A 17,087-nucleotide genomic window follows, 5' to 3' on the forward strand; every position below is an offset into this window, starting at 1 on the left:
ATTTCACTCCGCTGCAATCGCCTTTGGGGCGGGTGTTTTTGGCTTGGTGCCGTGTTCGTATTCTTCGAGAAAATCGAGGACTTCCTGCCGGTAGGCGTAGTAGTCCGGATGTTTCAACAGGGCCTTGCGGGTACGCGGGCGCGGCAGGTCGACCTTGGTGATCTTGCCGATTGTCGCCTGCGGGCCGTTGGTCATCATCACCACTCGGTCGGCCAGTAGGATCGCCTCATCCACGTCATGGGTCACACAGATTGCGGTGACCTTGGTGCGGGACCAGACCTCCATCAGGACTTCCTGCAATTCCCAGCGGGTCAGGCTGTCGAGCATCCCAAAGGGCTCATCCAGCAGCAGGAGTTTTGGAGACAGAGCAAAGGCGCGGGCGATGCCGACGCGTTGCTTCATGCCGTTCGAGAGATCCGAGGCAGATTTGTCCATCGCATCAGCCAGTCCGACACGTTCCAGATAATACTCCACCACGTCCTGCCGCTCGGCCATGCTGGCCTTGGGATAGACCTTGTCGACGCCAATCGCGACGTTTTCCTTGGCGGTTAGCCATGGGAACAGGTTGGGCGATTGGAACACCACGGCGCGTTCCGGATCGGCCCCTTCAACGTGACGACCATCCAGCTTGATCGCGCCCTTGGAGATGTCGTTCAGACCTGCCGCCATGGTCAAAACCGTGGACTTGCCGCAGCCGGAATGGCCGATCAGCGAGATGAACTCACCCTTGTCAATCTTAAGGTCGAAATCTTCGACCACGGTCAAAGGGCCTTTGGGCGTCGGATAAACCTTGTGCAGCTGCGAAAAGTCGAGGAAGCGGTTCTCGATCATCCCCTTTTGCGCCTCTGCCACCGCCGTTGGAACCCCGTGGATCGGGGTGACATCCGGCAGAATACGAGAGCCTTCGACCTTGGCCTCGATCCCCACATCCATCAGATACTTGGTGACGTCAGCGCGGAGACGTTTGAACGTCTCATCGTTGTTCATCGCACCCCGATCCCGCGGGCGTGGGATCGACACTCGAAACTCCTGCCCCAAAGTCCCATCTGGGTTCAGAGCGATGATACGGTCGGCCAGAATGATCGCCTCATCAACGTCATTGGTGATCAGCACGCAGGTCTTTTTGTCGGCCTCCCAGATGTGTTCGATCTCATCTGCCAGATTGGCGCGGGTGAGCGCGTCGAGCGCCGATAAAGGCTCATCCAACAGCAGAACTTCGGGATTCATCGACAAGGCGCGCGCCACGTTGACCCGCTGGCGCATCCCGCCGGACAGTTCCGCCGGGCGGCGCGTTGCGGCATGGCTGAGACCCACCATCTTCACATAATGCGCGACCTTCTCGGCTTTCTCGGTCTTGCTGAGGCCAGAAAAGACCGTATCCACCGCCAGACCCACATTGCCGCTGACCGTCAGCCAGGGCATCAGCGAATAATTCTGGAAGATCACGCCACGCTCGGGGCCCGGGCCTTTGATCGGGGCACCTTTGAACGTGACCTCCCCAGTGGTCGGGCTGTCTAACCCGGCCATCAGGTTTATCAGAGTGGTCTTGCCGGTGCCCGAAAAGCCGAGGATCACCAGAAACTCGCCCTCTTGCACCTCCAGATCGATGCCTTGCAGCACATCCGTGCGTGCGGTGCCCTCGCCAAAGGATTTCGAGGCGTTCTTGAAGCTCAGAATGCTCATCTCGATCACCGGTTGTTCGTGAAGGTAAACAGGGATTGCAGCGCGTACATCACCCGATCCAGCAGGAAGCCGATAATGCCGATGGTGAAAACCGCAACCATGATCTTGGCGAGCGAACTGGAGGAGCCGTTCTGGAACTCATCCCAGACAAACTTGCCCAAGCCGGGGTTCTGCGCCAGCATTTCCGCCGCGATCAGAACCATCCAGCCGACGCCCAGCGACAAGCGCAGGCCGGTGAAGATCAGCGGCAAGGCCGAGGGCAGCACCAGCTTGGTGATCTTGGTATAAGTGTTCATTTTCAAAACCTTGGAAACGTTCACCAAGTCTTTGTCGATCGATGCCACACCCAGAGAGGTGTTGATCAGCGTGGGCCAAAGCGAACACAGGGTCACGGTGATGGCAGAGATCAGGAAGGATTTCGCAAACCAGCCGTCATTCGTGACGTAGACCGCCGAGACAATCATGGTCACAATCGGCAACCACGCGAGAGGAGACACCGGTTTGAAGATCTGGATCAGCGGATTCAGTGCGGCATTGGCGGTCGGGGACAAACCAGCGGCAATGCCAAGCGGCACGGCGACCACTGTGGCGATCAGAAAGCCGAAAAACACCGTTTTGATCGAGGTCCAGATTTGCTGGTAATACGAAGGTGCCCCGGTAAAGGCGACTTCCTTGACCTTCTCTGGCTGACCGGCATCGATGAACTTCTGATTGCGCTTTTCGACCATCGCTTCGAATTTGGAGCGCTTGGCGGCCTTGGCTTTTGCGTCTTCGTTCAGGCTGACCATCTCGCTCCAAACCTGCGCAGGTCCGGGAACCGCACCAAGCGAAGTCTGCACCTTGGGGGCCAGTGTGGCCCAGAGCAGCAGGAAGGCACAGATCGACAGCAGGGGTACGATCAGCAACCGCCAGATTTCGGTCATCTGCGCACGTGGGTTGTCTCCGGCGGCGGCCTTTAGGACGGGCGTGGCCCAGCTGAGGCCCAGCACCTGAAACCACTTGTCAGCTGCGTTGATGCGGGTGAAAAGGCGGGCGCGACGTTCCTCTCGGGCGGCGTCTGCATTGAATTCTGGATCGACCGTTGTCATCTGATGTGTCCTTGCGATGGCGGGGCACTGTTTGGGCCGCGCCCAGCAGATGCTGGGCGCGGATTTTCGGGATTAGCCTTGCACATCCGAATCGACGATCGTCTGACCGTCTTTCAGACCGATAGAGAGGCTTTCGAGATAGGCGTTGGGGGTACGACCGTCATAGGCGATGCCGTCGATGATATCCTCGGCCGGGGTCGGCGCTTTGTAACCATCGCTCTCCCAAGGAAAGTCGGCCTCATTCGCAAGGCCTTCGTCGACAAGCAGGCGTGCGGCTTCCAGATAGATTTCGGGCTTGTAGACAGACTTTGCGACTTCGTCATACCAGCTGTCTGGTTTTGCTTCGGCGATCTGACCCCAACGGCGCATCTGAGTCAGGTACCAAACAGCGTCCGAGTAGAACGGGTAGGTCGCATTGTAGCGGAAGAACACGTTGAAATCGGGAACCTCGCGCTTGTCACCTTTTTCGTATTCGAATGTGCCGGTCATCGAGTTGGCGATGACGTCATAGTCCGCGCCCACATATTCTGGACGGCTCAGGATCTCGACTGCCTCGGGGCGGTTGGCGTTGTCGTTCTCATCCAGCCACTGCGCCGCGCGGATCAACGCTTTGGTCACAGCCAGAGTGGTGTTTGGATATTCCTCGGCAAACTCGGCGTTAATGCCGAACACCTTTTCAGGATTGTTTTTCCACAACTCATAGTCAGTGATGACCGGAACGCCAATGCCTTTGAACACGGCCTGCTGGTTCCACGGCTCACCGACGCAATAGCCGTAGATTGTTCCAGCCTCCAACGTCGCAGGCATCTGCGGCGGAGGCGTCACCGACAGGAAAACGTCCGCGCCGATCTGACCGGTTACGTTTTCAGGGCTGTAGAAGCCCGGGTGCAGCCCACCCGCCGCCAGCCAATAGCGCAGTTCGTAGTTGTGGGTCGAGACCGGGAAGACCATGCCCATATTGAATGGCTTGCCTTCGGATTTGTATTTCTCAACGACCGGAGCCAATGCCTCGGCGCTGATGGGATGCTGCGGGCGGCCGTCGTCCATCACGGGGATATTCGGCTTCATTTCTTCCCAAATCTCATTGGAAACGGTGATACCGTTGCCATTCAAGTCCATCGAAAAAGGGGTAATGATATGCGCCTCGGTGCCGTAACCTATTGTTGCGGCCAAAGGTTGCCCGGCCAGCATATGCGCACCGTCCAATTGCCCGTCGATCACGCCATCCAGCAGCACTTTCCAGTTGGCCTGTGCCTCAAGCGTGACGAACAGACCTTCATCCAGAAAATACCCATTCTCATAAGCCACCGCCAACGGTGCCATGTCAGTCAGTTTGATAAAGCCGAAAGTCAGTTCATCTTTTTCAAGCTCCAGCTCGGCCAATGCCGGAGACACAAGCGCTGTCGTCGCAGCGAGGCTCAGAAGTAGCTTTTTCATCTCGGTCCCTTTCGTTTCAGCCCATTTCGATTGGGCAAACAAAAAAGCCGCCGACACACACCGCCGGGAGGAAATGGCGGTTGGTCGAGCGGCTTTGCTCTTGTGAGGTGCCCAGCGTTCTAGGCGAATTCCTTCGGTGGGCGTCGTTGCCTGCCGATGAACTGATTAAGCCAGCCGCATATCGGGTGGTCACCAAAATTCGCCATTTTAGCGTGGAATTTTCTGCGGTGCAGCGCGATTCAATGCTGCGGTGCAAAAAAATTGTGCAACCTTATCCGGTCGGCTCGAAAATGCGTCGGTCAAAAAACATGTTTTGCGGCAGAATCAGGCTGCCCGTCGCCGAAGCGACAGCCGTCGACTCGGTCAATGCCCCTTCCAGCTTTTCGGATGCGCCTGGTGTGTCAACACCCAGTCCTTGCAATTCGCGACGATAGAGATCGCTGCGAAAGACCTTGGCGGCCTGTCGTTCAGCCGTCGCAGGGTCCAACCCGTTTCGTTTTGCGAGTTGATGCGCAACCCATTTCGCCTGACTGCGCCAGGGGAAGGTTGCTGCGCCATCAAAGAACTCGACAAATCCCTCCACTTTGCGCTGCTCTCCACGCGCAGAGATCGTGAACTCACCCATAAGGGCACGGTCAACCAACTCGGGCGAGACATTGAGGTAGGTTTTGCGCGATAGCATCTCTGATGCGGTGGTCCGGCTGTCCGGGTTGGACAGCCACCGACCCGCCCGCCAAACCGCCCGCATGAGGCTGCCCAAAAGATGAGGTTCAGTTTCCGCCCAATCGTTTCTGACGGCCAGTACCTTTTCTGGTGCGCAGGTCCATATCGCTCGGCCAGGCAGAAGCAAGGCACCAACATTATCGTCTACCGAAAAGGATCCCCACGGCTCACCTACGCAGAACGCGTCAATCTCACCGCTGGCGAGAGCTTGCGCCATCAGTGGCGGCGGGACGGTACGGATTTCGACCTTTTTTGAAGCTAGACCCGTTCCGGCAACCCAATAGCGCAGCAGTTCAACATGCATCGCAAACGGAAATGGAACGCCAAAGACAAGAATATCACCAGCGGCTTGCGCCAATGTATCCCCGGCGGCTTGGGCGTCTGAAAAATCGAACTCATACCCCATATCCGCCAGTCGCTTGGCCAATTTGGTGCCGACACCGATGACATTGCCATTCAGGGACAGGACCGACACGGCGGAAAGCGGTGTTGCGATACCCCCCAAACCCAAAGCCATCGCCACGGGCACCGGAGACAACAGATGGGCTGCGTCGACATGGCCGAAGGCCAGCATATCCCGCAACGATGACCACGATGGTGCGGGGCGAAGGTCCAGCGAGATCCCTTCTGCATGGTCAAACCCCATCTCGCGCGCGACAATCAGCGGGGCCGCGTCCACCAAAGGCATGTAAGCGACAGGCAGCGTTACCGTCCTCATGAGAGCAACCCCGACGCTGTCACCAAGGCCTCGGCCACGTCTGCAACGCGCCGGTTCTGGTTCATCGCAGTTTTACGCAGCAAGGCGTAGGCCTCGTCCTCTTGAATGCCTTTGGCCTTCATCAGCAGGCCCTTGGCGCGGTCAATCAGCTTGCGCTCTTCCAGAGCACGGCGGGTTTCGGCCAGTTCGGTTCGCATCTGACGTAGCACCTGAAACCGGGCGATGGCGGTATCGATCACGGGTTTGATGCGCTCGGCTTGCAAACCATCGACCACATAGGCCGACACCCCCGCCTCAACGGCGGTTTTTGCCAAACCGCCCGCCGCGCCCGAGACGAACATGGCCACTGGTCGGTCCAATGGGCCAGACGCAACTGTCAACTCCTCCAGCATATCCCGCGATGGATTGTCTATGTCGATTAGAACGATGTCTGGGCTATGCATTGCAATTTTACGTGCCAGCCCTGAGACATTGCCAATCACAAAAACGTCTACGTCTTCGGACTCCTTTAAGGCATCCACAATGGCAAACGCACGTTCTTGATTCCGCTCAACGACAACGACAGTGAGGTGTTGTTTCATAGGCACCTAAGTGAGCCCAAGCTTTATCGATCGCAATTCAAAGGCCACCAAGTATCTCACCAGGCCACCAGCATGCCTATTTTATCAGCTTATTTTTATGTGCCGCGGAACGTCTGCACAGTTTTTCGACATGCCATCAAAGAAATCTGCACCGAACGCTGTCACGGCGCATTGGATCGTCATTTTGGCTTTCGACAGGGCCACTCTCTGGATCGTTTAGATCGAAAGGCGCTTCCACAGATGATGCGAAATCGAAGGTCCGCTTTGACAGCCAGAACCAAGCCACGCCACTATCGCTGCGAAAGTCCGCTTTCCGCCACACCTGCTGGGGTCGCCGTCGCTATCCGCCAGCAGCTGCCATTCGAGCAACAGCAGTGAATTCATTCAAAGTCCGCATATCGCTCGCTTGCCTGACACCGAATTTCGCACCCGCAGCGAAGGTCGGCAATTCGGGCGCGAAGCAGCATTCGGCTGCTATGCTCAAGGTCGGCTATGGGCCGCCCCTCTCGGACGGCCCTAGAACCTAGATTTCAATCGCTTCGGCGATAGCCAGGGCATCCTCGAGTTCCACACCAAGGTATCGGACGGTGCAGTCCATTTTGGTGTGGCCAAGAAGAAGCTGAACAGCTCGAAGGTTCCCGGTCTTCTTGTAAATCTGAGTGACTTTGGTTCTCCTCATTGAATGTGTGCCGTAGGCACTTGCCTCGAGACCGATCGACGTCACCCAGTCGCGGACAATCCGCGCATATTGGCGTGTCGAGATGTGCAGGCGTTCATGAAATCGGCCTGGCCACAGGTACTCTGAACCGATCATCAGTTCGTCTTCCATCCACTTTTCAACAGAGGCTCGAGTGCCTTCGGAAATCTCAAAGCGCACAGGTTTCTGCGTCTTGCTCTGAAGGACCGAAGCCCGTTCCTTGATTTGACCTGACGCCATGACATCTACGACCTTCATCTTCACCAGGTCGCAGCCGCGCAACTTGCTATCGATTGCCATGTTGAACAGCGCGAGGTCGCGATGGTTTTGGGCCAATTCAAGGCGCACTCGGATCGCCCAGACGTGCTTTGGTTTCAAAGGTCGCTTCTGGCCGACGATCCGGCCCTTGTTCCAAGCTGGACGAAGAGCGCGAATGGCAGGTAAATTTGGTGTTTCCATGACTGATCCTCCGATCCGCCATGCCCTCCCAAAGCGACAACCCGACGTTGACCGAAACATTTTATCATAGCTTGCTGCGCTGCCTCCGAGGTCCGCGATGGAGCCCATTGCTGCCGTCGACCGAGCTTTGGTCTTTCGCATGTGCGGCACGTAGCCTACCGCACATTCCGGACGTTTAGAACTAGGCGGCAAATGGTAGGTGAGCGGACTAAGCTGTCGTTCGCTACTGTGAAGTTAATGGCGGGTTTTCTGAGAGGAACCGAATTTTGGAAATTCTTGCAAAGAGCTCAAGCTAGCCTGCCTCGGAACGCATGCTCGCGAAGTATTGTGATCAGTGGTCGTTCTGTGACGTGATCTTAGTTCTTCCGCTCCGGATCATGCCCGACATTGCGCAACAGGCGCCATGCGATACCGGCGAAGGCGAATTCGAGCACCATGTAGAGGGTCAGAAGAGGTTCTGGCCACCCGTCAACGACGAGGCTCAGAAGGCGGCCCAAAGCCAGTCCAACCATGAAGATCAGGAGGCTCCAGAGTGCCGGAATACGAAGATCCGCGCGAAATGCGCCTGTGATCCAGAATCCGACCAGCGCGAGATATAGCCCCATAACGGCACGGAAGATGTGGCGGGTGTTGACGCCATCGGCATCGATACCAAACAGCCAAGGCAGGCTGGCGCCCGGAGCGAAGCCATAGGACAGCGCGATGGGGATAAGGCCTGCTGCGGTTACAAGCAGGAATGCGGATTGCAGCGTGTTTCTCGCGACCATATCAATTCTCCAGCGCGTCGGCGAAAGTCTTTTTGAATCCGCCGATTGATCACCCGCAACGCCAGAGACTTACCGACCTCGTGGCGCTCGGCGAGGGCCAGAAGATCGTTCATGATCACGCGCACCTTGCCCTCTTTGTCCTGCAGGACAAGTACCTTCTGGCAGAACGCATCGAGTCCGAGGCTTGGTGCATTCGCCATTGCGCGACCACCCGGTCCAGGCCCGCCATAGTCCCCCAATGTCGAAGAAGAGTGCGTTGTCCAGTGCTACAGCCAAACCCGCGGCTTCCATGGCCAAGCCCAGCATTTCGTCACAGATTTCCTTGGGTGTGTCTTTTCGCATCATTTTTCCTTTCCAAATTTTACAGATCGTCGAACCTGGCGCTGACATCGCGACGCACAGGCAATTCGAGTCTAGAAACGAAAGGAAAAAAACTTCAGACCAAACCTACTTGTTGGGCAAAATGTGGGGCAGGAGTTCGCCTGATCCGTATTTATCACTATTTTACAAGAGGTTAGATTTACCAAGTGGCGGACCGAGGAGGATTCGAACCCCCGACCCCTTGATTCGTAGTCAAGTACTCTATCCAGCTGAGCTATCGGTCCGCGTTGGTGAGGCGCTGTTTAGACCTGTGGTCAAAGACGTGCAAGCCGATTCTTAAAAAAAAAATCAAAAAGTCATGTCTCCGCGCGGAAGCCTTATTTCAAAGATCGTTCCTTCGGGCCCGGTCTCTTTCAGTGTCAGGTTACCGCCATGCCCGCGCACCAGTTCCTGAGAGATTGCAAGGCCCAGGCCAGAGCCTCCTTTGCGGACCCCACCCTGAAACGGTGTGAACAGGTTTTCACGTGCTTTTGGCGGAAGACCCGGCCCGGTGTCGCGAATTTCAAGACACCAGGCGTCCTGATATTCACACCCGTCGATGGTGATATGACCCGGCTTACCCGAAGCTTCCAACGCCTGTCTTGCGTTACGCACGAGGTTCATGATGACACGAAACAACTGCTCGGGGTCGGCGCGGGCGATCAGATCTTCAGGCACTTCGTTCACAATCTCGACGCAGCCCCCCGCGACTGCCAGCTGTTCACTGGTAGCGACGTCAGCCGCAATTGTCCGCAAGGGCACCATCGTCAAAGTGGGTGCAGGTTCTTCCGCGCGACCGAATGCCAATGTGCTTTCACACAGCGATACAGCACGGGTGATCGAATTCACCAACTTCGGAGCCATTCGCCGGACCAGCGGGTCATCACTGGATTCGATCCTGTCCGTGAACAGCTGCGCCGATGTCAGGATGTTACGCAGGTCATGACTGACCTTTGCAACCGCCCCACCCAGTTGCGCCAGCCGCTCGCGCTGTTTGAGCGCCTGCGTCAGTTCCGTTTGCAACATCTTCAGCGCTTCTTCGGCCTCGCGCAATTCCGTCACTCTGGAATTCGGCGAGATGATGCCGCGCGCATCCTCGGGTGCGCTGGCATAGCGCTGCATATATCCCACTACGCTTTTGATTGGGCGAACAAGAACCACGCGCACCGCAAGGAACAGTAAGGACGCCGTGATGATTGAGATGACAAAGGACAGCCCCAGAATGCGCAGGCCGTAGTCAACCATCGCCATACGCAGGGGGGCGCTGTCGATCGTGACCTCAATCAGCAACCCCGCGCCCTTGACCGGCTCGCCAATGATACGGATGACTTCATTTTCGGGTATGAATATCCGGCTCACCGCATCCCGGATCAAAATCCACGGACCGGCATCCCGTAGATCGAATGTTTTGGTGATTGCCTCGGGAATTGGTGACGACAGCATGAGTTGGCGGACTTCATCCCGACGCAACACAACGTTGTAGACACCGGCATTCGCCAGCAGTTCTGCCTCAAGATCTTCGGCCAGCATATCGTCAGCCAGCAACGCCAGCGATGCGATCTGGGCGCGTTCCAGACGGTTTAGCAGGAAATCCTCGCGGAACCGGGCAATCGACGGGACAAAGATCAAGATTTCGGCCAACATAACGAAGACCGTCGTCAGGATCAGAAATCGGCCCGACAGCGAGTTCAAATTACGCTCCTCTTCAGGTCAGGGAATCCAGCGCTGGACGAACCTGACCACACGTTTAACTGTCTGATTCTCAAACAGCCTTGGAGAGAAATAAGCGCCAGCAACGCGTTTGTTAAGCTCTCCGATCGTTGGATAGGGTGAAACCATAGCAGCGATCTGTCCCATCTTCAGATTATTGGCCAAAGCCAGCGACCACATGTTGATCAACTCGCCCGCCTGATGGCCCACAATCGTGGCACCGACGGGCCTGCCCTTCACCACCATGACCTTTATGAACCCTTTGGTTTTGCGCTCGGCCAAAGCGCGGTCATTGTGGTGATAATCAAAGCGCGCAACCTCCAGCCTGTCGCCATGCCGGTCGCGGGCCTGAGCTTCGGTCAGACCAACCTGCGCCAGTTCAGGATCGGTGAACGTTGCCCATGGGATATGCGCCGTTTTCGCCCTGGTGGGCAGGCTGAACAAGGCGGATCGAATGATGATACCCGCATGATACCCTGCAACATGGGTGAATTGCAGCCCCCCCACGACATCGCCGATCGCATAGACCCGGCGGTTTGACGTCCGCAAGCTGTCATCCGTCTTGATTCCGGTTCTGGTGCGGTCAATTCCCGCCGCAGTCAGGTTCAGACGCTCGATATTGGCCTTGCGCCCTGCGGCGATCAAAAGGTGAGAGCCCCGGTGAATATCGCCGTTCTCGGTCACGACCTCCACAACACCATCCTTTCCGCGAATCTGCGCCACCACGGCGTTATCGTGGATCACGACACCTTCACTGCGCAAAGCCTCCAGCACAATGGACGCGGCCTCGGGGTCGTCTTTGCCCAACGCCTTCTGCCCTTCAACGACTGTTACTTTACTGCCCAAACGGACATGAGCCTGCGCCATTTCCATACCCACCGGACCACCGCCAATGATCAGCAGGTGTTCCGGACGCTCGCGCAGGTCGAAGATGGTTTCGTTTGTTTGATAAGGTACAGTGTCCAGACCAGGGATTGGCGGAACCATTGGCGACGACCCGGTCGCAATCACGATCCGGCGCGCGGTGATGACATGATCTCCGGCCTGCACTTTGGTCGGGGAGATAAAGCTGCCATATTCGCGGATCACCTGGACACCCAAACTTTCGAAGCGCTCCTGGCTGTCCATCGGTTCGATCTGGGCAATCACATCCCGCACATGATCCTTCGCCGCCGCATAGTCGATCTGAGGGTTTACATCGGCCACGCCAAACGCGGCGGAATGCGCCTGACCAAAGGCCGCTTTGCCGCTTGCGATCAGCGCTTTCGACGGGACGCAGCCGAAGTTCAGGCAGTCGCCGCCCATCTTGTGCCCTTCCAGAAGGATCACCTTCGCACCCATCTGGCTGGCACCGGCCGCAACCGATAACCCACCGGACCCGGCCCCAATGACCAGGATATCTGTCTTGAGGTGTTGCATGGGTCAGGCGTCCTTTCCGCCACGCAGGGACTTGATGACAATCGGCAAAGCAGCCAGCACACACAAGCCGACAATGGGGCCAATGACGAAGGGTTCCCACAACAAAGATACGTCCGGTGTTTCGCCACGGTCGAACACACCGCCCAGCCCAACGCCGATCCAGGTGTAAACGATACCCCCCGGAATAATGCCCAGCGCCGTCGTGATCAGAAAATTGCGAAATTTGACGCCCACCAGCGCAGGCACCAGATTGGCCACAAAGAACGGCACAACCGGGACAAGCCGCAGCAGGAACAGCACCGAGATTTCGTTCTCGCGCAACCTGTCTTTCAGCTTCCCAATCGTCCCCTTTGAAGCATCCAGCCGGGCCGTCAAAGCATTGCCCAACCCCCAGCGGGCAGCCAAAAAGATGGCCGATGCGCCAATAGTGGCCGAAAATACATTGAACACCGTTCCGGCAAACAGTCCAAACAGGAACCCACCTGTCATCGAGGCGACAGCAGCCCCGGGCAGCGAAAACGCGACGATTACGATATAGACGGCAACGAACCCGGCCACCATGGCCCAATAGTTTGCGTCCCGCCACGCCAGCAACGCTTCGCGGTTGTCGCGCAGGGTTTCGAAAGTCAGGTAATCACCCAGCGTGAAAAACCCCACCGCGGCGACACCGAGAATCACCAGCAAGGGGATATGACGCGCCAACCCGTTTCGTGGAGCGTGGCTTGTTTCGGACATCTGGCTTTCCGGTTCTTCTTGCTTCATCTTACGCCCAACATGCGCTGCTTGCGCTTTTGGCAACAGGGGGTTCACGGGGCCTTGATCTATGTGGCCGCGAACGTGACAGTTTCAGACGATAATCGACCGATTTGAAATCTTTTCTGCATCCGGTTTACAGAATTGTTGCAAAAGCCGCGAAAACCGGACCGTTGGGGTTTGACTTACACTTCGCTTGGCAGTAGAGGACGGGCTTCGAACACTAGGGCCAGGCGAATCCGCGCCGCACCCGACCGCTATAGATTGGAGACGGAGCGATGAAACGCACCTATCAGCCTTCGAACCTGGTTCGCAAACGCCGCCACGGTTTCCGCGCGCGCATGGCCACAAAAGCCGGCCGCAAGATCCTGAATGCGCGCCGCGCCCGCGGCCGCAAATCGCTGAGCGCGTAAAACCGCCCACTGATCAGGGTATGAACATGATGCCGCCGGAGGCCCCTGAGGATGGTAAGAACCACCCCGGGAATACGCCCCCGGCGGCTTCTGTTTGTCTACCCACATCTCTGACGATCCTAAAAAAAAGAGCCGATTTCCTGAAAGCCGCGCGCGCGCGCAGACAGGGAACGTCTTCGATGATGGTGCAGGCCCGCCGACGCGCTCCGGATGAAGCGGTCGGGCTGCGCGTTGGCTTTACCTGCTCAAAGAAAGTCGGAAATGCCGTGGCCCGCAATCGTGCCAAGCGCCGTCTGAGAGAAGTCGCACGGGCGGTCTTGCCTGTGTCCGGTCTTGAGGGATGGGACTATGTGCTGATCGGGCGGGCGGATGTAACCGCCGATCTTCCTTATGATGTCCTGCTGAGCGACTTGCGGTGTGCGCTTCGCAAAGTGCATGCGGGCCACAAATGACCTTCCTGTCCCATATCGTCGCCCTGCCCGTTCGCGCGTACCGGCTGATTTTCAGCCCCTGGGTTGGTTTCAATTGCCGCTATCAGCCCACATGCTCGGCCTATGCGCTGGAAGCATTGGAAAAACATGGCGCGATCCGGGGATCATGGCTGGCTGCGCACAGGATATGCCGGTGCCATCCCTGGGGCGGTGACGGTTACGATCCGGTGCCCGACAATACAGACCCTTAAATCAACGCCAGATTGCCGCGGTCGGTGAAGCTGCGGGTCGGAATGACCTCTCGGTCAAGTTTTCCCATCAATGTATGGTGCAAGTCTTCGAAAAACCGGGGCGAGTCAAAATACCAGTTGTGTGTCGCAGAAGGCCCGTCCCCGTATTCATCGCGGGTATTTTTGAAGTAAGACCCGCAATACAGATTAACCGCTTTCTCGGGCCGGTCGTTTGGCATTCCGACACGGCCCAGTCGGCGCGATACTCCGACACGCTTGACCTCTGAGATCGACAAAACCTCGTCAAACGGGCTGTAATAACATGTCAGCCTAGTACAACGTCGCATCAGAGAGGACGTCTTGGAACTGCCATCGCGGAACGATTTCGCGGATACATCCGCCGCGACAAACGCGATCTGGCTGGTCATCCAGCTGTGTTGCGCGGTTTCGTGGTCGTCATCGGCATAATCCATGGCTTCTCGCACCAAGAACGTGCCCATGGAATGTGCCAGAACATGGACGTTGTACCGGCAATCGGCAGTCTGCATCCGGGACAGCCGCGTGATCCCGTGACTGAACAATTTCTCAGCCGCACGCCGCGCGTCAGCCCGATCAACGTTATAGCCCAGAACAGATCCATCGCTTGGCCAGTCATAACTGATGACCACACCGTTAAAGCCATGCATCTCAAGACCGGTGCGAATTTTGCGGTGACGTTCCAGCATCTGGTATTGCTCGGTATTGAACCCGTGCACGAAGACGACAATATGCCCGTTCTCGGTAGCCGTCGCCCCGGCTTCGGCCTGAATCCGGCTTATCCATTGAGATTGCGGTATTTCATGCTGCCGTGCCGGTTGCCCGACATTCCCCGGAATAGCCAGATATCGCGCGGCGCCCATCTTGTTTGAATAGTGATCGCCGCTTCGGGCGCGGACGGAAAAGAAATAGTCCATAATATACCTCCTGAAAAATACGCGCAGGGTAACACGGGTGTAACTACTCTCCAAATGCGGTTGATCCAGCTTCTACGCCTTGCCCGGGCCTTCGGTCCGCTGTAACCACGGCGCATGTTTGATGATGCAGACGATATCCACCCGCTGTTTGCCGGCGCGCCCTCGACAACCGAGTTCAAGAAGCTGCGTAAACGCATTGTGCGCCAGACCCGTGAAGCGATCGAGCAATACGGGATGGTGGATCCGTCCGCCCACGACAAGGATGGCAAGCCTCCCCGCTGGCTGGTCTGTCTTTCGGGTGGCAAGGACAGCTATACATTGCTGGCCGTTCTCTACGAGCTCAAGTGGCGGGGCCTGTTGCCTGTCGATCTGCTGGCCTGCAATCTGGATCAGGGCCAGCCGGGCTTTCCGGCGACGGTCCTGCCCGAGTTTCTGGGTCGAATGGACGTGCCGCATCGGATCGAATATCAGGACACATATTCCGTTGTGATGGACAAGGTTCCGCAGGGCCGGACCTATTGCGCCCTGTGTTCCCGTTTGCGCCGTGGCAACCTCTATCGCATCGCGCGCGAGGAAGGGTGCTCGGCGGTCGTTCTGGGGCATCACCGCGACGATATCCTTGAGACGTTTTTCATGAACCTGTTCCACGGCGGCCGCCTGGCCACGATGCCACCGAAACTGGTGAACGAAGAAGGCGATCTTTTTGTATTCCGCCCGCTCGCCCATGTCGCCGAAGCCGATTGCGAGAAATTTGCCAAGGCGATGCAATACCCGATCATTCCCTGTGACCTGTGCGGCAGTCAGGATGGGTTGCAGCGCCAGCAGGTCAAACAGATTCTGGATCAATGGGAAAAGAACAGCCCGGGTCGGCGACAGGTTATGTTCCGAGCGTTAACAAACGCGCGGCCATCGCACCTTCTGGATGGAAAGCTGTTTGATTTCATTAACCTTTCACTAAATTCCGACGAAAAATCTGGGAACTTAGAAGAGATTCCGCTTCTGCGTTAACGACTGACTTAGACTGGTTTCATAGGCTTTGCCTTGTGCAGATCATGCCCAAGGCCAGAAAGCTGATGCGGAACCATCCCCTTACCGACCGTTTTGTCCATTCGTTGAAAACCGTTCTGGGCGGCCCAGCCGCGCTGGCCTTTGTTCCGGCGCTTTGTCTGAGTGCGTTCTGGATTGGGGGTGAACAGGCCCTGGTTGCACTGGCCCTGATTTTGCCTCTGATCGTCGCAGGCATCAATGCGTTCGCAGCCAATCCGTCGCGTAAAGGGCTTTGGCGCCCCGGCGGTCTGCTGTCAAAGGACCAGTTTGAAACAGTTTTGGAGAAGGTATTTGCCGACGCCCGCCTGAAGGGGGAAAACTCGGCCTGTTTCGCGGTGGTTCTGGATGACTTCACGCAATTGCTTGATCTGCACGGACAGGCGGCGGCAAACCACGTTGCACAGAAATTCTGCTCGCGCGTTTTGTCCATGATCCGCTCCAATGATTGCGCAACCCGGATGGGTGGAAACAGGATGATGGTTGTTCTGCACCCGGCACGGCAACTGGATCTGGAAGCATGTATTCAGATGTCGGGCCGTATGCAAAACGCCGTTGAAGACCCCATCATGTTGAATGGCACCGGCGTGTATATGTCCTGTTCCATTGGCTTTTGCCTGAGCAGCAATATCACTGACGGCTCGGCAATCGAATGGCAGGAGGCCGCAAATAACGCCCTTTTGGAGGCGCAACAAAACGGGCCTTCCACGATTCGCGCTTTTTCCTCTCAGACGCGCAGACGGGCGCAGGTCAGGATCAACTTGCGCAAAGAGTTCGAGGCGGCGCTGGACAGCGGTGAAATCCGCCCGTGGTTTCAACCCCAGATCTCCACCGATACCGGGCGTATCAGTGGGTTTGAGGCTCTGGCCCGCTGGGAACATCCGAAAAAAGGGGTTCTTGCCCCCAATGTGTTCCTGCCCTTTGCCGAACAGGCCGAACTGATGGACCGGCTGGGGCAGGCCATGCGGCATCATTCCTTCTCTGCAATGCGCGAATGGGATCGGTCCATGCTGTCGGTGCCGCGCATCGGGATCAATTTCTCATCTGACGAACTGCGCAATCCGGGCCTGATCGACCGTCTGAAATGGGAATTGGATCAATTCGATCTGACTCCTGACAGGCTGGCGGTCGAGGTGTTGGAAACCGTGTTCTCCAGACGGCCCGACGATGTCATCACCCGCAACGTCACCGGGCTTGCCGCAATGGGGTGCTGTATTGATCTGGACGATTTCGGGACAGGACATGCCTCGATCGGTTCTATCAAACGGTTCAACGTATCCCGCATCAAGATAGACAGGTCATTTGTTGCCAAAGCGGATCTGGACCCAAGCCAGCAACAGCTTGCCAGCGCCATTCTGATGATGGCGGAACGTTTGCATCTGGAAACTTTGGCCGAAGGTGTCGAAACACCGGGTGAACACGCTCTGATGGCCCAACTGGGTTGCGATCATGTTCAGGGGTTTGGCATCGGCAAGCCCATGCCATTTGAGAAAACCAAGGATTGGATCTCGTCTTACCGCAACAAGATCGAAGGAGTTCCTAAAATCGGGCGGCAAACGCGGTAGGGAACCGGAAATCGTGACAAAGAAGACCCCTCCGTGACGAAATGACGGGCGATTCC

The 17,087-nt window shown here is 57.0% G+C and carries 17 protein-coding genes and 1 tRNA gene; 5 read left to right on the forward strand and 13 right to left on the reverse strand.

Going from position 1 to position 17,087, the window contains the following annotated elements:
• Positions 1 to 3: 3 nt before the first annotated feature.
• From ACR0BF_RS02345 to ACR0BF_RS02400, 12 genes are all read right to left on the reverse strand, one after another.
• Positions 4 to 1,683 (reverse strand): ABC transporter ATP-binding protein, encoded by a 1,680-nt coding sequence (locus ACR0BF_RS02345; RefSeq protein ID WP_480608229.1) that lies wholly within the window; start codon positions 1,681 to 1,683, stop codon positions 4 to 6.
• Positions 1,684 to 1,688: 5 nt separating this feature from the next.
• Positions 1,689 to 2,771, reverse strand: coding sequence for an ABC transporter permease (locus ACR0BF_RS02350; RefSeq protein ID WP_480608232.1), 1,083 nt, complete (start codon positions 2,769 to 2,771; stop codon positions 1,689 to 1,691).
• 72 nt (positions 2,772 to 2,843) lie between these two features.
• The gene (locus ACR0BF_RS02355; RefSeq protein ID WP_480608235.1) at positions 2,844 to 4,208 is read right to left on the reverse strand and encodes a CmpA/NrtA family ABC transporter substrate-binding protein; all 1,365 of its coding nucleotides are present in this window, start codon (positions 4,206 to 4,208) and stop codon (positions 2,844 to 2,846) included.
• Positions 4,209 to 4,479: 271 nt separating this feature from the next.
• A complete protein-coding gene (locus ACR0BF_RS02360) occupies positions 4,480 to 5,649 on the reverse strand; it encodes a CmpA/NrtA family ABC transporter substrate-binding protein (protein WP_480448383.1) in 1,170 nt (389 codons plus the stop codon).
• Positions 5,646 to 6,230 (reverse strand): ANTAR domain-containing response regulator, encoded by a 585-nt coding sequence (locus tag ACR0BF_RS02365; RefSeq protein WP_480624192.1) that lies wholly within the window; start codon positions 6,228 to 6,230, stop codon positions 5,646 to 5,648. Before ACR0BF_RS02365 ends, ACR0BF_RS02360 begins: the two co-directional genes overlap by 4 nt.
• A 523-nt stretch (positions 6,231 to 6,753) precedes the next feature.
• A complete protein-coding gene (locus tag ACR0BF_RS02370) occupies positions 6,754 to 7,386 on the reverse strand; it encodes a tyrosine-type recombinase/integrase (protein ID WP_480624193.1) in 633 nt (210 codons plus the stop codon).
• Positions 7,387 to 7,742: 356 nt separating this feature from the next.
• A complete protein-coding gene (locus ACR0BF_RS02375) occupies positions 7,743 to 8,153 on the reverse strand; it encodes a DUF4345 domain-containing protein (RefSeq protein ID WP_480624194.1) in 411 nt (136 codons plus the stop codon).
• A complete protein-coding gene (locus tag ACR0BF_RS02380; protein WP_480624195.1) occupies positions 8,111 to 8,353 on the reverse strand; it encodes a hypothetical protein in 243 nt (80 codons plus the stop codon). The genes ACR0BF_RS02375 and ACR0BF_RS02380 overlap by 43 nt, the downstream gene beginning before the upstream one ends.
• A gap of 328 nt (positions 8,354 to 8,681) precedes the next feature.
• Positions 8,682 to 8,758: transfer RNA gene (locus tag ACR0BF_RS02385), tRNA-Arg, on the reverse strand.
• Between the two features lie 64 nt (positions 8,759 to 8,822).
• On the reverse strand, positions 8,823 to 10,205 hold the full coding sequence (locus ACR0BF_RS02390; RefSeq protein WP_480607419.1) for an ATP-binding protein: 1,383 nt from the start codon (positions 10,203 to 10,205) through the stop codon (positions 8,823 to 8,825).
• 18 nt (positions 10,206 to 10,223) lie between these two features.
• Positions 10,224 to 11,642, reverse strand: a complete 1,419-nt coding sequence (locus ACR0BF_RS02395) for a dihydrolipoyl dehydrogenase family protein (protein WP_480624196.1) — start codon at positions 11,640 to 11,642, stop codon at positions 10,224 to 10,226.
• A gap of 3 nt (positions 11,643 to 11,645) precedes the next feature.
• Positions 11,646 to 12,404, reverse strand: coding sequence for a TVP38/TMEM64 family protein (locus ACR0BF_RS02400; RefSeq protein ID WP_480624197.1), 759 nt, complete (start codon positions 12,402 to 12,404; stop codon positions 11,646 to 11,648).
• A gap of 269 nt (positions 12,405 to 12,673) precedes the next feature.
• Between ACR0BF_RS02400 and rpmH the strand changes: the two genes are divergently transcribed.
• From rpmH to yidD, 3 genes are read left to right on the forward strand one after another with little or no spacing between them, the layout of a single operon-like run.
• Positions 12,674 to 12,808, forward strand: coding sequence for a 50S ribosomal protein L34 (rpmH, locus tag ACR0BF_RS02405; RefSeq protein WP_005980833.1), 135 nt, complete (start codon positions 12,674 to 12,676; stop codon positions 12,806 to 12,808).
• Between the two features lie 26 nt (positions 12,809 to 12,834).
• A complete protein-coding gene (gene rnpA, locus ACR0BF_RS02410) occupies positions 12,835 to 13,260 on the forward strand; it encodes a ribonuclease P protein component (protein ID WP_480607413.1) in 426 nt (141 codons plus the stop codon).
• A complete protein-coding gene (gene yidD / locus ACR0BF_RS02415) occupies positions 13,257 to 13,490 on the forward strand; it encodes a membrane protein insertion efficiency factor YidD (protein ID WP_209505895.1) in 234 nt (77 codons plus the stop codon). Before rnpA ends, yidD begins: the two co-directional genes overlap by 4 nt.
• On the opposite strand, the gene ACR0BF_RS02420 is transcribed toward yidD, so the two are convergent.
• On the reverse strand, positions 13,487 to 14,422 hold the full coding sequence (locus ACR0BF_RS02420; protein ID WP_480474024.1) for an alpha/beta fold hydrolase: 936 nt from the start codon (positions 14,420 to 14,422) through the stop codon (positions 13,487 to 13,489). The genes yidD and ACR0BF_RS02420 overlap by 4 nt on opposite strands.
• A 114-nt stretch (positions 14,423 to 14,536) precedes the next feature.
• On the opposite strand from ACR0BF_RS02420, the gene ttcA reads away from it, so the two are divergent.
• Both ttcA and ACR0BF_RS02430 read left to right on the forward strand, forming a co-directional pair.
• A complete protein-coding gene (gene ttcA / locus ACR0BF_RS02425; RefSeq protein ID WP_480474025.1) occupies positions 14,537 to 15,430 on the forward strand; it encodes a tRNA 2-thiocytidine(32) synthetase TtcA in 894 nt (297 codons plus the stop codon).
• Positions 15,431 to 15,495: 65 nt separating this feature from the next.
• Positions 15,496 to 17,031 (forward strand): putative bifunctional diguanylate cyclase/phosphodiesterase, encoded by a 1,536-nt coding sequence (locus tag ACR0BF_RS02430; RefSeq protein WP_480624198.1) that lies wholly within the window; start codon positions 15,496 to 15,498, stop codon positions 17,029 to 17,031.
• The last annotated feature ends 56 nt before the right edge of the window (positions 17,032 to 17,087 follow it).

This window comes from Ruegeria sp. AG7 (assembly GCF_056541545.1).